Genomic DNA, 15,273 nt, shown 5'->3' with positions numbered 1-15,273 from the left:
AGAAATGAGGGAGATTCGTGAAATTACTAGATTTATTATCAAAAGGAATTGTAATAGGTGATGGTGCGGTTGGAACGTTATTACATTCGCATGGTTTACAAAGTAGTTTTGAAGAATTGAATTTGTCTGACCCGGACTTAATTATATCGATCCATAAACAATATGTAGCTGCTGGAGCGGATGTTATTCAAACGAATACGTATGGTGCGAATGAAGCGAAACTCCGCATGTATGGTCTAGAAAATCAAGTTGTCCAAATTAATAAAGCGGCAGTGAATATTGCGAAAGCATCAGTAACAGAGCGGAATGCAATTTTAGGGACAATTGGAGGTATGAAACATATTGGTGCTGTTACAACGACTGATATAGAGAGAGAATTTATGTTACTTGAGCAGGCAGGTGCTTTACTAGAAGAACAGGTTGATGGATTACTATTAGAAACTTTTTATGATGAATTTGAATTATTGCATGCCGTTAAAGTATTGCGTAAACAAACGAATATTCCGATTGTTGCTCAGTTAGCGTTACATGAGGCAGGTACGACTCAAAATGGGAATGATGTCAATGAAATATTAAAACAGCTTTTGGATTACGGTGCCAATGTTGTTGGATTGAACTGTCAACTAGGGCCACTTCATATGACGGAAGCTTTCAAAATGATATCGATTCCTCAAAATGGCTATTTATCAGCATATCCGAATGCAGGTCTCCCGAATTATGTGGAGGGGCGTTACGTATATGAGGGAAGTCCAGCGTATTTTGAAGAGATGACACCAAACTTTATTGAACAAGGTATTCGTTTATTAGGTGGTTGTTGTGGTACTACCCCGGAACATATTGAAGGAATGAAACGTGCTATTGCAAATGTTGCACCTGTAATAGCAAAGGAGACGATTCAAAGGCCTAAAGTGGTCCATACACATGAGAAGCGTTCGAGAGCTCATGTTACTCTCGCAGAAAAGGCAAAGAAACAAACGACAGTTGTAGTGGAATTAGATCCACCGAAAACGTTAGACACGCAGCGTTTTTTTGAAGGGGCAAGAGCACTGAAAAGGGCTGGAGCGGATGCTATTACTCTAGCAGATAATTCATTAGCATCTCCTCGCGTTTCGAATATGGCTATGGGTGCATTATTAACGAAGCATGATATTCCAGTATTGACGCATTTAACGTGTAGAGACCATAACGTCATTGGACTACAGTCTCACTTGCTTGGATTATCAGCATTAGGTATGGAGGAAGTGCTAGCTTTAACTGGTGATCCAGCGCGCGTTGGTGATTTTCCAGGTGCAACTTCTGTATATGATTTGTCATCTATAGAGCTAATTAAAATGATTAAAGAGATGAACGACGGTCGCTCTATTTTAGGGAAATCAATTGGTCCGGCAACAAGATTTTCTGTCGGAGGGGCATTCAATCCTCATGTAAGGCATTTAAAAGCAGCGGTAAAGCGAATGGAACGAAAAATTGATGCTGGAGCTGAATATTTCTTAACGCAGCCGATATATGATGTTGCTTTAATAGAAGAAGTATATGAAGCGACAAAGCATTTGGAACAACCTATCTTTATTGGAATTATGCCGTTAGTAAGTAAGCGGAATGCAGATTTTCTTCATTTTGAAGTACCGGGTATTACGCTCCCTGAAGAGATAAGACAAAGAATGGATGGACATGAAACGAAAGAGGCTGCTATCGAGGAAGGAATTCGTATTTCACAAGAGTTGATTGATGCGGCAATGAAATATTTTAACGGTATTTATCTTATTACGCCGTTTTTAAAATATGAAATTACAGAACATCTCGTGAAATATGTGAGAGAAAAGCAAGAAGTGAAAGAGGGTATTAATTGATGAAACGAATAGAAGAGAGATTACAACATGAAATTTTAATATTAGATGGTGCAATGGGAACGATGATCCAGCAAGAAGACTTAACAGCGGAAGATTTTGGAGGAGAAGAATACGAAGGTTGTAATGAATATTTAGTAAAAACAAGACCGGATGTGATTTTAAATATTCATAAAGTCTACATTGAAGCTGGAGCAGATATTATTGAAACGAATACGTTTGGTGCAACAAATATTGTATTAAGTGATTATGCATTGTCTCATTTAGATGAAGAGTTAAACGAAAGGGCAGCGTTTTTGGCGAAGCAAGCAGTCAAAGAAAGTGGGAAAGAAGTATATGTTGCGGGAGCGATGGGACCAACGACGAAAGCGATTAGTGTTACAGGTGGTGTAACTTTTGAAGAGTTAATCGAAGCCTATACAAGGCAAGCGAGAGGACTATTAAGAGGAGAAGTTGATGTATTGCTCGTTGAGACGAGTCAAGATATGCGTAATGTGAAAGCTGCGTACATTGGAATTCAAGCGGCGTTTGAAGAACTAAACAAAATAGTACCTATTATGATTTCTGGAACAATTGAACCGATGGGAACGACTTTAGCGGGTCAAACGATCGAAGCCTTTTATTTATCGGTAGAGCATATGAAGCCATTATCGGTTGGGTTAAACTGTGCTACTGGTCCAGAATTTATGAGGGAACATATGCGTTCTCTATCTGATTTATCGGAGTGTTATATTTCTTGTTATCCAAACGCTGGTCTTCCTGATGAAGATGGGCATTATCACGAATCTCCGGCGTCACTTGCTGAAAAAGTAAAACGTTTTGCTGAAGAAGGATGGATTAATATTATTGGTGGTTGTTGTGGCACAACACCAGAACATATAAGTGCAATGAAATTGGCGCTTGCCTCGATTAATCCTCGTGAGCATCATGAAAGGGTTGGACATGGAATTAGTGGACTAGAAGCGTTGCAATACGATGATTCTATGAGGCCCCTATTTGTTGGAGAAAGGACGAACGTAATTGGATCGCGTAAGTTTAAAAGATTAGTAGCAGAAGGGAAATTTGAAGAGGCTGCTGAAGTGGCAAGAGCGCAAGTGAAGAAAAATGCTCATATTATTGATATTTGTATGGCAGACCCTGATCGTGATGAAATAGAAGATATGGAAAGATTCTTGGCAGAAGTTACGAAAGTGTTAAAAGTACCAATTATGATTGATTCAACAGATGAAAATGTTATGGCGAAAGCTCTTACTTATATTCAAGGAAAAGGTGTTATCAATTCTATTAATTTAGAGGATGGAGAAGAACGTTTTGAAAAAGTGACACCCCTTCTTCGGAAATACGGTGCTGCGATAGTTGTAGGGACAATTGATGAAGATGGTATGGCAGTTAGTGCAGAAAGAAAGATAGAGATTGCTAAAAGAAGCTATGAATTACTAACGAAGAAGTATGGTATACGCCCATCTGATATTATTTTTGATGCGCTTGTGTTTCCTGTAGGAACAGGTGATGAAGAATATATAGGCTCAGCGGCAGCGACTATAGAAGGAATTCGTCTTATTAAAGAAGCGTTACCAGAATGTTTAACGATTCTAGGTGTGAGTAACATATCTTTTGGTTTACCACCAGCTGGACGTGAAGTATTAAACTCTGTCTTTCTATACCATGCAACGAAAGCAGGATTAGATTATGCGATTGTTAACACGGAAAAATTAGAGCGCTATGCGTCAATTCCAGAGGAAGAAAAACGTCTTGCGGATGCATTATTATTTGAAACGACGAAAGAGACGTTAGAAAAATTTACAAACTTTTATCGTGTTGCCAAAAAGAAAGATGTCGTTATACAAGAAACGCTAACACTTGATGAACGACTGGCAAACTATATTGTAGAAGGTACGAAGCAAGGACTACAAGAAGATCTAAGTCTCGCGCTTACAGAAGGACGAAAACCTCTGGATATTATTAACGGGCCGCTTATGACAGGAATGGATGAGGTGGGGCGATTATTTAATGGTAATGAGCTTATCGTTGCTGAAGTATTACAAAGTGCTGAAAGTATGAAAGCTGCCGTAAGTTATTTAGAGCCACATATGGAATCTAGTGATAGTGCAAAAAAAGGGAAAGTATTATTAGCGACTGTAAAAGGTGACGTACATGATATTGGGAAAAATCTCGTTGAAATTATTTTATCAAATAACGGATATGAAATTATTAATTTAGGAATTAATGTTCGTTCGGATCGAATTGTTCAAGAAGTACAAGAAAAGAAACCAGATATTATTGGTCTTTCTGGTTTGTTAGTAAAATCCGCACAACAAATGGTAACGACTGCCGAAGATTTAAAAGCAGCGAATATTGATATTCCAATTGTTGTCGGTGGTGCAGCGTTAACGAGAAAGTTTACAGATAATCGTATTTCGCCATCATATAAAGGGCTTGTATGTTATGCAAGTGATGCGATGACAGGTCTTGATATTATTAACAAATTACAAAAAGAAGAAGAACGTGAAAAGATGAAGCGAGATAAAAAGGAACGCCATCTTCATGTTGTGAAACAAGAGGAGAAGAAAATAGAAATTCCCGCAGTAATTGAGCCATTAGCGAAGGCGGCGGTTATGTTACCTGATTCAACAAAACGAATTGTATTACGCGATATTCCCGTTGCACATCTCGCTCCATTTCTAAATAGACAAATGCTACTTGGACATCACCTTGGATTAAAAGGAAATGTGAAGAAGCTTTTGAAAGAGGGAGATAAAAGAGCGCATGAATTGAATGATTTAATAGACGAATTATTGGTGGAAGGACAATCTTGGTTAAAACCAAAAGCGGTGTATCAATTTTTCCCGGCGCAAAGTGATGGACAAAATATAATTATATACGATCCGGAAGATCACACACGTATCATAGAGCGATTTGAATTTCCGAGACAAGGGAAAGCACCATACCGTACTTTAGGAGATTATATACGCCCGATTGGAGATGAGATGGATTATGTCGCTTTCTTATCTGTTACCGTTGGAGAAGGGGTTCGAGATATTGCAGAGGAATGGAAGGCGAAGGGAGATTATTTACGCAGTCATGCGATTCAGTCGTTAGCACTTGAATTAGCAGAAGGACTTGCTGAAAAAACACATATGCTTATTCGTGATCGCTGGGGAATTCCAGATTCACCTGAACTGACGATGGAAGAGAGATTCCGCACAAAATATAGAGGAATACGCGTGTCATTTGGTTATCCAGCATGCCCAGAACTTGCTGATCAAGAAAAATTATTTCGCTTAATTCATCCAAAAGAAATAGGTATTTCATTAACAGAAGGATTTATGATGGAGCCAGAAGCGTCTGTAACGGCTATGGTATTTTCTCACCCTGAGGCAAGGTATTTTAGTGTACTATAGTGTAGAAGGGGGAGACGTATGAAAAAAATAGTCTTTACAGGTGGCGGTTCGGCAGGGCATGTAACGCCTAATTTAGCAATTATTCCACATTTACAAAAGCAGAACTGGGATATCTCTTATATTGGTTCTCATCAAGGGATTGAGAAAACGATTATAGAAAAAGAAGGAATTCCGTATCATAGTATTGCAAGCGGGAAGCTACGTCGTTATTTTGATTTAAAAAATATAAAAGATCCTTTTCTCGTGATGAAGGGTGTTATGGATGCGTACGTAACAATTCGTAAACTAAAACCGGATGTTATTTTTTCAAAAGGTGGTTTCGTATCCGTACCAGTCGTAATTGGAGGATGGCTAAATAGGGTGCCAGTTTTATTACATGAATCTGATATGACACCTGGACTAGCAAATAAAATTGCGCTCCGTTTTGCCTCGAAAATATTTGTTACATTTGAAGAAGCTGCGAAGCACTTACCGAAAGAAAAAGTAATATATACAGGATCGCCTGTACGTGAAGACGTACTAAGAGGAAATCTTGAAAAAGGTTTAAAGTTTCTAGGATTTTCCCGTAAAAAATCAGTTATTACTGTTATGGGAGGAAGTTTAGGAGCAAAGAAAATTAATGAAACGGTTCGGTCGGCACTTCCAGATCTTCTGAAAAATTATCAAATTGTGCATCTTTGCGGAAAAGGAAATCTTGATGAATCCTTACAAAATACAGAAGGATATAGACAATTTGAATATGTACATGGAGAGTTGCCGGATATATTAGCAGCAACAGATTTTGTTATTTCACGTGCGGGATCCAATGCGATTTTTGAATTTTTAACAATGCAAAAGCCGATGGTTTTAATTCCGTTATCGAAATTTGCAAGCCGTGGAGATCAAATTTTAAATGCTGAATCCTTTGAAAGACAAGGGTATGCATCGGTATTATACGAAGAGGATGTAACGGTGAACTCGCTTATAAAGCATATAGAAGAGCTATCTCATAATAATGAGACGTATAAAACAGCATTAAAAAAATATAATGGAAAAGAAGCGATTAAAACTATCATTCAACATATTTCAGAGGCATGATTAAACAATCATGTCTTTTTTAGTAGGATGAAAGATTCCAAGAATTGATATTTTTATGTTACAATAACAAATGGTTAATAGGGAAATTCCAATTGATTAAGCGTGAAAATACGAATGGATTAGGAGTGACTGTGTTGGAGCTAAGTCTCTATGAAAATACTGCACTTATTATATGCTTTGTGTTGTACGTTGGTAGTGTTATTGTTTATATTTCACGGAAATTTTCACAAGAACGAGAGCTTGAAAAATCAGAAATAACAGCTGAACTAGAAATGTTAGCTGATGAAAGTTATAAAAAGAAAAAAATAAAAGAAGACCATGAAGCACCCCATCATTGAAACGAAAATAAGTTCTAAAGATGGGGATTTTTTTTTTGGAAAATCCCATTAACGCTAAAAAAGGAGTTTCCCCATACATATTGAAGGAGTGGATATAAATGAAATTTTATATTGCTTCAGGATTTCAAAATAAACATCTTGTTCGTTTCGTATCAAGCCAGTTGAAAGAAGTGGGATGGCAGCATACATATGATTGGACGAAAAATGAAAGAGCAACCAATAGAGAACAATTGCAAAAGATTGGTGAAGAAGAACAAGAAGCGATACGAGAAGCTGATGTTTTCTTACTCATACTAGAGGGTGGGAATGGAAGTCATACAGAATTAGGGATGGCAATTGCTTTAGAAAAGAAAATTTATATATATCACAAGGGCAATGAGCTGCAAACTACATTCTACCATTTACGAGAAGTTGATATTTTCGAAGGAGAAATTGAGGGGCTTGTCTCATATATATTGAATAAAGTGGAATGTTAGACGTGGGAATGTAGCGAGAAATATTTCTTGCAAAAAAGAGTGAAGGTTACCATTAGTCTATTTTGGGCACAGTTATTATAAGTAAAGCATATAAAGGAGTTATAAATATGAAATTAGAAAATGGATGGGAAACAAGTTTTTTAGAAGTTGTACAAAACAGTGAATTTAAGAAAGATGCAATTCTTAGTCAATTACTTTTTGCAGATAGTGAAGAAGTAGAAGAGCTTGTTGATGATTACGGTTATGAAGAGATTATTGAACGCGAACATGATGATGAGTTAGCAGGAATTTTAGGAGAAGAACTTTTTAGTGAGATGGAGCGAAACGTATTCTTAGCTTCACAGCCAGAAGAAAAACTGATTTCATTCGTAAATGGATTAGGTTTTCACGTGTTAGATTGGATCGTGCTTCTTGAAACAGAATTTGGCATTGATAGCGCAAATTTCACATCGGATGCAGTGAAAATGTTAGAAAAGCGTTTTAGACAGTTTCCATACATAGAAGATAAAACGATTTTTGATATGACTTTTGGAGAGGTAATGGATGTATTACAATCCATTACAGGATTACAATTGAAAGAAAAGATGAACATATAAAGAAAAAGAACGTGAGGATATCACGTTCTTTTTTTTACATAATAATAATTTTATCATCTAGCTTTGTTTGTCCAGTAAGAAGTGCATTTAAATACTCTACTTTTCGTATGCAAGCTTGTATATGTCTTTCAACCTCTTGTAACTCTGCTTGGTGATGCGTTTCAATTGGATGAATTTGTACGTTAAATTTTTCGAATTGACTACTATATGTTATTGCTGCATAGCCGCTCATAATATCGGTTTCGTTATGAAATAAAAATTGCTTCGTTTCTTCACAGAATGATACATCCTGAAAGCCATATACTTTTAATGCTTCAATTACTTTTTTAATCATGTTTGTATTCATTTTTTAACCCTCTTTACGAAGTTCTACTTTTATATTATAACATAAAAAGTTACGTAGAAAGCGCTTCCAAGTGTATTTTATTATAATCTTTACGTTTTAATCATAAAAATGAAACAAAGAAAAAATAATTGTAAAGAAGGAAGGACTCTTTTATTGTTTCGTCATATATATAGAGAAATAGTGCAATGAAAGGAAATTTTCCGAGGTGGAGATTGTATTTCCAATTTGAGCGCAGTAAAAGAGGTGAGAATCTTGAACTTTGATATTGTAGGACAAAAAGCATATATAAAAGATGGGCCGCATCGGAACCGAATTGGAACTGTAAAGAAAAATGAAAAACAATTAGAAACCCACTTTGCTATTGTAATTGGGGAACAAAGTATTGCTGTAGAGCTAAAGGATATCGTGTTAGTTGGAGTAGATGTAGGACAATTTCATACATGGTGCGAGCAAAATGGTTATTTGTAAAAGGACGGGCTGTGAGATAATGAAATATATTTGAGAAAAGAGAATATGTTATTGTATTCTCTTTTTCTGTGTGTAAGGAGGCGGAAATGAAGTATAAAGAACAAAATTTTACATTGGAATTGAAAGAGAAAATTCAATGCATGGAAAAGGAAATAGAGCGAATATCACTTAAACTTTGTAAAGAGTATTCACATTTATACATAGAAAAAAATATAAAATTATGTATGGAATTTGCAAGAGATAAGGAGAATCCCTTTGAAATGGGCTATTATTCATCAGTTTCTATAGCGGTATTAGATGAAGAAGAGGAGATGATTGAATTTTACATCATTCCAATTTGGAAATGCGAAAATGTTTTTTTAGGAATGCCAATTCAATCGAGAATTTTGGGGAGTAAGAAAATAGGGGAACTTGTTGATGAATCTTACTATGAGATTGAAGAGGAGTTAAAAGAGCAACTAGAAGAATACTTGGAGTGATAACTTTCAAGATAAGATGTATAGAGATGGCATATAATAAAAAAAGACGCTAACTGGTCTTATCCCTGTCAAGTAGACAATATTAAAAAGACTAAGCAGCCATCGAGATTCGATATTCTATCGGAGCTCGGTGGTTGAGTCGTTTTTGGAACCGTTTATAGTTATAAAAATAAATATACTCTTCAATTGCTTGTATTAAATCTGCTTCTGTTTTAAAATGATTCAAATACAACATTTCCGATTTAAAATGGGAGAAAAATGACTCAATACAGGCATTATCATGGCAGTTTCCTTTGCGAGAGTGGCTGCCAATGATACCTAAACCTAAAAGTCGTTTGTTGTAGGCGTGAGATGTGTACTGGAATCCCTGATCTGAATGGAGAATGGTTCCACGCACATCTCTTTTTTGTGCCAACATTTCAATTGTATCTAATACAAGTTCATTATCGTTGCGCTTGGATATTTTCCAAGAAACAACTTCGTTATTATAAATATCTTGTACAACAGAAAGATACCGAAATCCCTCTTGGAATCGTAGGTAAGTAATATCTGTAACAAGCGCTTCATTTTGTTGGCGATCTTTGAATTCACGGTTTAAAACATTCGGAAAAACATTGGAATAGTTCCCTTTAAAGAAGCGACGCTTCTTTCGAATAATAGATTGAATGTTGAGCTCGCTCATTAAGCGATATACTTTTTTGTGATTTATAAAATATCCCTCTTCCTGTAAAGCGATTTTCATACGTGGATAACCATATTCCTTGTGCCTTACGTGAATAGATTGTATTACTTTTTTTAATCGTTTCTCGGATTCTAGTCGCATGTTTTTCATACTTTTTGTATGAATCCACTTATAGTAACTTGAACGATGTACACCCGCAAATTTCGTAAGCCATATAACTGGATATTTCCCCTTTAATGATTCAATGATATGATACCTCACCGTATATTTTAGTGCACCTCCATTTACAGATTCGGATACTGCTTTTTTAAATATTCAACCTGTGCCTTATAGTAGTCACGTTCCTCTTCAATCGTCTTAAAATGAACGCGTTTGCCTTTTAGAGGATTTGATATACCTTTCATTCCACCATTTTTTCCACGAGTATCTGTAATTTCACCAAATTCTTTATATTTTTTCACCCAATTTTTTAGTTGTGTAGAGCTTCTAATCTGATATTTTTCCTTTATCATATTGTAACTTCCTTCTCCGTTTAAATAACTTTGAACAGCCGCTAACTTTAATTCTTCTGAATATGTAATAAATATTGAACCTTTTTTAGTCATGAAAAATCCCCTCCAAGTAATAGTGTAACATCCATGTATGTGCATGGTCTTTTTACACTGTCTACTTAAAGGGGATAATATCAAACAGTAAATTGTTAGCGTCCTTTTTATTATGATGCAATCTCACCAGTTTTTACAGCATCTTGATTGTACGTATCCTGATCTAATTCACCAAGCCATTTACTAGAAATAAGACCTGCTGTCATAGAACCACTTACGTTAAGAGCAGTACGACCCATATCGATTAATGGTTCAACTGAGATAACAAGAGCGACAATGCCGATTGGTAAGTTCATTGTAGATAGTACGATTAACGCTGCGAATGTTGCACCGCCACCAACGCCGGCAACACCGAATGAGCTAATAGCAACGACAGCGATTAAAGTTAAAATGAATTGTGGTTGTAATGGATCAATTCCTACAGTTGGAGCGACCATCATAGCAAGCATCGCTGGATAAATACCTGCGCAACCGTTTTGGCCGATAGATACCCCAAAGGATGCAGCGAAGTTAGCGATTCCTTCAGAAATACCAAGTTTTTCTTTTTGTGCTTCAATATTTAATGGCATTGCACCAGCACTAGAGCGAGATGTGAATGCAAATGTTAATACAGGGAAAACTTTTTTCAAATATTGAATTGGATTTAAACCAGATAATGCGATTAATAATAAGTGAATGATAAACATTACGATAAGAGCTACGTAAGAAGCTAACACGAAGTTACCAAGTTTTAAAATAGCATTTATATCGCTACCAGCAACTGTCTTTGCCATAAGAGCTAATACGCCGTATGGAGTCAGGCGTAAAATTAACGTTACCATACGCATTACGATTGCATATACAGCATCAAGCATCTTCTTAAATAGCTCTGCTTGTTCTGGATGCTTTCTTTTTACACCGAGAAAGGCAATACCGATAAATGCTGCAAATATTACAACAGAAATTGTTGATGTTGGACGAGCACCTGTTAAATCAAGAAACGGATTTGTAGGCAACAGTTCTAATAATTTGTCTGGAATTGTTGTCTTTTCAATAGAAGTAAATCTTTCTTCTACTAATTTCAGACGAGCGGATTCTGCATCACCTTGTTGTAATCCTGTTGCTGATACATCAAATCCTGCGCTTGCAGCTATACCGACAGCTGCGGCAATTCCTGTAGTAAGAATTAAAATTCCGATAATAAGACCACTGATTTTACCAAGGTTTTTCGTTAATTGTAATTTTGTAAATGCTGAAATAATAGATACTAAAATAAGTGGCATAACGATCATTTGAAGTAACTTCACATAACCGTTACCAATTAAACCGAACCAGGTATTTGATTCGATAATTACTTTAGAAGTAGGCTCATAAATAAATTGTAATATAAGACCGAAGATAATTCCGACTCCTAAAGCAGTAAATACACGTCTATTAAAAGATACATGCTTACGTTGCATATAATACAATACGCCAACTAAAATGAGCATGACTGTGATGTTAATTCCGACAAGCAGTGTATTCATGTTGATTCCCCCTAATTCCAATGTGTTATATAGAATATAAGGTAATAAAACCTATAAGTCAACTAGGGAATTGCGGAATTAAAAAAAAGATGGCAAATTGCCATCTTTTAATGTCCAGCTCCAGGGACAAGTAAAAATGTTGTGTACCATGTAAATCCGATGAAGAAAACGGTTAAATATGCCCCGAATACGTATATATACATACGCTCTGTTAATTTTAAATAACTTAAAAGTACGAAGAATCCTGTTTGTCCTAAAAATAGTAGTGCGGTCGAATGCATATCCCCTACGTAAAACATAACCGAGAAAATTCCAGTCCAAAAGCCGAGAACGCGAAACATGCGCTCCATGCCATCTCCCTCCTTTTCTAGAAAAAGTAAAACCTCTCTTCATTATAGTTTATTTTTCATACTATTGTAAATATTCGTTCATATAAAAGAGAAGAAGCCAATTATAATAATTGACTTCTTATAAGATAGAAAATTAAATTTGCACTTTATAGTTACAAGATTTGCATCCATCTAGTAGACTATCGTTTCGTGTTAATTCCACGTTCGGGAATAGGATTTCAAAAATCCCCTTCATCATATCTCCGTGCATATTACAAATTTCAGTCGGATGATGCGCAGCAACTTCTTTAAATGGGCAATTGTGTACATCATAGAAAATTTTTGTGCCATCTGTACTTAATTCAAAAGCAGGAGATAAACCAGCTGTTGAGAATGCTTCTTTTGCGATTAGCATTTTTTGTTCTATCGTCAATGCTTCTGCACTTACATTTAAGCGATGCATATGTTGTTGCATTAATTCTTTGCCGAATTGTTTCCCTGTTTCATATAGCACTTTTTCACCAGCGCTACCTAAGCTTAGCAGTGAATTAAATGCTATCTGCGCTAATAATTGATAATCGCGAAATGGGAATTGTAACTGGATGACATCTTGAGACAAGACGTATAGTCTGCTTGGTCTGCCGCCTTTCCCAGTTTTTTTTGTTTCTGATTTGAGCATATTAACATCTTCTAATTTAGATAAATGTAAACGCGCTACGTTTGGATGAATGTTAAACTCATCTGCAATTTCTTGTACAGTTACGTAATTATGCTTTTGCGAAATATATTTATAAATATAATAACGAGTAGGGTCAGATAATACACCTGTAATTTTTAAAGCTTGTTCCATTAGGATCTCCACCTTTATCACTTTATCCAAGATATTAACATTATAATACAGATAAACTTCCATATAGGTAATTTCAGACAATAATTCGGAAATTGTTCATAATTTCACAAACATATTTTTCCTTTTTCTCTTAGTGAAAATACAAAATCTCTAATTTTTCTTGTGCATTTTTTCATGATATATACATAGTGAGGAGGGGAAACTTGATGAATAGTGTCGAGCTTTTTGCAAATATGATTATGAAAGAAGCTTGTAGGGTGCAAGCATCAGACTTACATATTGTGCCCAGGCAAAAGGATGTGGCGATTCAATTACGTATAGGGAAAGATTTAATTACGAAAAGGTGTATTGAAAAGGAATTTGGAGAAAAGCTTGTTTCGCACTTTAAGTTTTTAGCATCAATGGATATAGGAGAGAGGAGAAAGCCTCAAAATGGTTCATTATATTTGCAAATTGATGGATCAGAAGTGTATTTACGCCTTTCAACACTTCCAACAGTATATCAAGAAAGTCTAGTTATTCGCCTCCATTTACAAGCATCTGTTCAGCCGTTGTCTCATCTTTCGTTATTTCCAAGTACAGCGGAAAAATTACTCTCTTTTTTAAAGCATTCTCATGGGTTACTCGTATTTACTGGGCCGACTGGTTCTGGAAAAACAACGACAATGTATGCGTTATTAGAAGTAGCAAGAAAAGGAGAAACACGTCGCATCGTTACGCTGGAAGATCCAGTTGAGAGAAGAAAAGACGGTTTATTACAAATTCAAATAAATGAAAAAGCTGGTATCACATATGAAACGGGATTAAAGGCTATTTTGCGTCACGATCCAGATATTATTTTAGTTGGCGAAATTCGTGATGAAGAAACAGCAAAAGTAGCTGTAAGGGCCAGTTTGACGGGACATTTAGTGATGACAACCTTGCATACAAATGATGCGAAAGGAGCGATACTACGATTTATGGATTATGGTATTACAAGGCAAGAAATTGAACAATCATTATTGGCTGTAGCTGCTCAGCGACTCGTTGAATTAAAATGTCCGTTTTGCAGAGGGAAGTGTTCAACTTTATGTAAATCAATGAGGCAAGTGAGGCAGGCAAGCATTTATGAACTGTTATATGGATATGAATTAAAACAAGCGATTAAAGAAGCAAGTGGAGAACATGTTACGTATCACTATGAAACGTTGGAATCGTCGGTGCGAAAAGGGTATGCTTTAGGCTTTTTAGAAGAAGATGTATATGTTTAAGGGAAAATGGAGTTTAAGTGATCAAGTATTATTATGGAAAAGATTAAGTGATTTATTAGAGAAAGGTTACTCACTTTTACAGGCGTTAGAATTTTTGCAGTTTCAACTACCGTTAGGGAAGAAATTACAGTTACAGCATATGATCGAGGGATTGAAAAATGGACAAAGTTTGCATGCTTCTTTTCATCAATTAATGTTTCATCCGGAGGTGTTAAGTTATTTGTTTTATGCAGAGCGACACGGTGATATTTCTTTTGCTTTGCAACAAGGGAGTGTACTTCTTTACAAGAAGGATAAATATAGGAAAGATATGATGAAAGTAATGCAATATCCTATGTTTTTATCATTTTTTTTAATGATTATGCTTTCTGTTTTTAACCTCATTTTATTGCCTCAGTTTGAAATGATGTATAGTTCTTTACGTTCTACAGCACCACCACTTACGGAGCAAATTTTAGTTGCAATTAAATTATTACCCTACTTCATTTATATCATTTTTCTTATCGTTATAACGGGATTTAGTTTATATATATTTTATTTCCGAAAACTTCCGCCTACTCAACAGGTAAAGATTATGATCCGTATTCCCCTTATGAAAACATTTTCTATTTTAAATCATTCGCATTATTTTTCCGCTCAATTAAGTGGTTTATTACACGGTGGATTGTCAGTGCACGAAGCATTAACAATAATGATGAAGCAAAAGTATCATCCATTCTTTCAGTATGAAGCAGCCCGAATTGAGCGGCAATTAATTGCAGGAGAACCGTTACAATCTATTATTGATAAAAGCGGTTATTATGAGAAAGAACTTTCTTATATCATTACGCATGGACAAGCAAACGGTAATTTAGCAAATGAGCTTGGTGATTACAGTGAGCACATTATTGAAAAGGTAGAACAAAAAATTAAACGTATGTTATTTGTGATTCAACCCATTTTATTTACATGTCTTGGGGTTATAGTCATTCTGATGTACTTAGCGATGATTATGCCGATGTTTCAAATGATGAATTCAATTTAG

Annotated in this window: 16 protein-coding genes; 10 read left to right on the top strand and 6 right to left on the bottom strand. The window is 35.7% G+C overall.

Translation table 11 applies throughout. The features are described from left to right. Positions 1 to 17: 17 nt before the first annotated feature. The 6 genes from MHB76_RS20115 to MHB76_RS20090 all read left to right on the top strand — a co-directional run bounded on the left by MHB76_RS20115 (position 18) and on the right by MHB76_RS20090 (position 7,735). On the top strand, positions 18 to 1,850 hold the full coding sequence (locus MHB76_RS20115) for a bifunctional homocysteine S-methyltransferase/methylenetetrahydrofolate reductase (RefSeq protein WP_340987486.1): 1,833 nt from the start codon (positions 18 to 20) through the stop codon (positions 1,848 to 1,850). Then, positions 1,850 to 5,248 carry a methionine synthase gene (gene metH / locus MHB76_RS20110; RefSeq protein ID WP_078172810.1) on the top strand — a complete coding sequence of 1,133 codons (3,399 nt, stop codon included), beginning with the start codon at positions 1,850 to 1,852 and terminating at the stop codon, positions 5,246 to 5,248. The genes MHB76_RS20115 and metH overlap by 1 nt, the downstream gene beginning before the upstream one ends. 18 nt (positions 5,249 to 5,266) lie before the next feature. Next, on the top strand, positions 5,267 to 6,325 hold the full coding sequence (locus MHB76_RS20105; protein WP_078172811.1) for an undecaprenyldiphospho-muramoylpentapeptide beta-N-acetylglucosaminyltransferase: 1,059 nt from the start codon (positions 5,267 to 5,269) through the stop codon (positions 6,323 to 6,325). Between the two features lie 95 nt (positions 6,326 to 6,420). Further along, on the top strand, positions 6,421 to 6,663 hold the full coding sequence (locus MHB76_RS20100; protein ID WP_088099555.1) for a DUF3966 domain-containing protein: 243 nt from the start codon (positions 6,421 to 6,423) through the stop codon (positions 6,661 to 6,663). A 98-nt stretch (positions 6,664 to 6,761) separates the two neighbouring features. Beyond that, positions 6,762 to 7,139, top strand: a complete 378-nt coding sequence (locus MHB76_RS20095) for a nucleoside 2-deoxyribosyltransferase (RefSeq protein ID WP_002034029.1) — start codon at positions 6,762 to 6,764, stop codon at positions 7,137 to 7,139. A 107-nt stretch (positions 7,140 to 7,246) separates the two neighbouring features. Further along, positions 7,247 to 7,735 (top strand): hypothetical protein, encoded by a 489-nt coding sequence (locus MHB76_RS20090; RefSeq protein ID WP_002160478.1) that lies wholly within the window; start codon positions 7,247 to 7,249, stop codon positions 7,733 to 7,735. Positions 7,736 to 7,769: 34 nt separating this feature from the next. On the opposite strand, the gene MHB76_RS20085 is transcribed toward MHB76_RS20090, so the two are convergent. Beyond that, positions 7,770 to 8,081, bottom strand: coding sequence for a hypothetical protein (locus tag MHB76_RS20085; protein ID WP_002160479.1), 312 nt, complete (start codon positions 8,079 to 8,081; stop codon positions 7,770 to 7,772). 252 nt (positions 8,082 to 8,333) lie between these two features. Here MHB76_RS20085 and MHB76_RS20080 point away from each other — a divergent pair, with 252 nt between their 5' ends. Further along, on the top strand, positions 8,334 to 8,549 hold the full coding sequence (locus MHB76_RS20080; protein ID WP_002160480.1) for a DUF3912 family protein: 216 nt from the start codon (positions 8,334 to 8,336) through the stop codon (positions 8,547 to 8,549). A gap of 86 nt (positions 8,550 to 8,635) precedes the next feature. Further along, positions 8,636 to 9,028 carry a hypothetical protein gene (locus MHB76_RS20075; RefSeq protein ID WP_078172812.1) on the top strand — a complete coding sequence of 131 codons (393 nt, stop codon included), beginning with the start codon at positions 8,636 to 8,638 and terminating at the stop codon, positions 9,026 to 9,028. Between the two features lie 91 nt (positions 9,029 to 9,119). Here MHB76_RS20075 and MHB76_RS20070 read toward each other — a convergent pair whose 3' ends face one another. The 5 genes from MHB76_RS20070 to MHB76_RS20055 all read right to left on the bottom strand — a co-directional run bounded on the left by MHB76_RS20070 (position 9,120) and on the right by MHB76_RS20055 (position 12,999). Further along, on the bottom strand, positions 9,120 to 9,971 hold the full coding sequence (locus MHB76_RS20070; protein WP_016103639.1) for an IS3 family transposase: 852 nt from the start codon (positions 9,969 to 9,971) through the stop codon (positions 9,120 to 9,122). A gap of 23 nt (positions 9,972 to 9,994) precedes the next feature. Then, entirely contained in the window at positions 9,995 to 10,315 is a 321-nt protein-coding gene (locus MHB76_RS26345; RefSeq protein WP_016103355.1) for a transposase, read from the bottom strand. 110 nt (positions 10,316 to 10,425) lie between these two features. Beyond that, the gene (locus MHB76_RS20065) at positions 10,426 to 11,820 is read right to left on the bottom strand and encodes an L-cystine transporter (protein WP_078172813.1); all 1,395 of its coding nucleotides are present in this window, start codon (positions 11,818 to 11,820) and stop codon (positions 10,426 to 10,428) included. Positions 11,821 to 11,927: 107 nt separating this feature from the next. Beyond that, the gene (locus MHB76_RS20060; protein ID WP_002015110.1) at positions 11,928 to 12,170 is read right to left on the bottom strand and encodes a DUF2626 domain-containing protein; all 243 of its coding nucleotides are present in this window, start codon (positions 12,168 to 12,170) and stop codon (positions 11,928 to 11,930) included. A gap of 133 nt (positions 12,171 to 12,303) precedes the next feature. Then, complete coding sequence (locus MHB76_RS20055; protein WP_340987481.1) at positions 12,304 to 12,999, bottom strand: helix-turn-helix transcriptional regulator; 696 nt, start codon at positions 12,997 to 12,999, stop codon at positions 12,304 to 12,306. A 206-nt stretch (positions 13,000 to 13,205) separates the two neighbouring features. On the opposite strand from MHB76_RS20055, the gene comGA reads away from it, so the two are divergent. Beyond that, positions 13,206 to 14,249: a competence type IV pilus ATPase ComGA gene (gene comGA, locus MHB76_RS20050; protein ID WP_016106153.1), complete on the top strand. Its 1,044-nt coding sequence runs from the start codon at positions 13,206 to 13,208 to the stop codon at positions 14,247 to 14,249. After that, complete coding sequence (gene comGB, locus MHB76_RS20045) at positions 14,236 to 15,273, top strand: competence type IV pilus assembly protein ComGB (protein WP_016106152.1); 1,038 nt, start codon at positions 14,236 to 14,238, stop codon at positions 15,271 to 15,273. Before comGA ends, comGB begins: the two co-directional genes overlap by 14 nt.

It is taken from the genome of Bacillus sp. FSL M7-1345, from assembly GCF_038006985.1.
Lineage (GTDB): Bacteria > Bacillota > Bacilli > Bacillales > Bacillaceae_G > Bacillus_A > Bacillus_A cereus_U.
The sequence above is the reverse complement of the archived record's forward strand: the minus strand, read 5'-3'. Positions and strand labels throughout refer to the sequence as shown.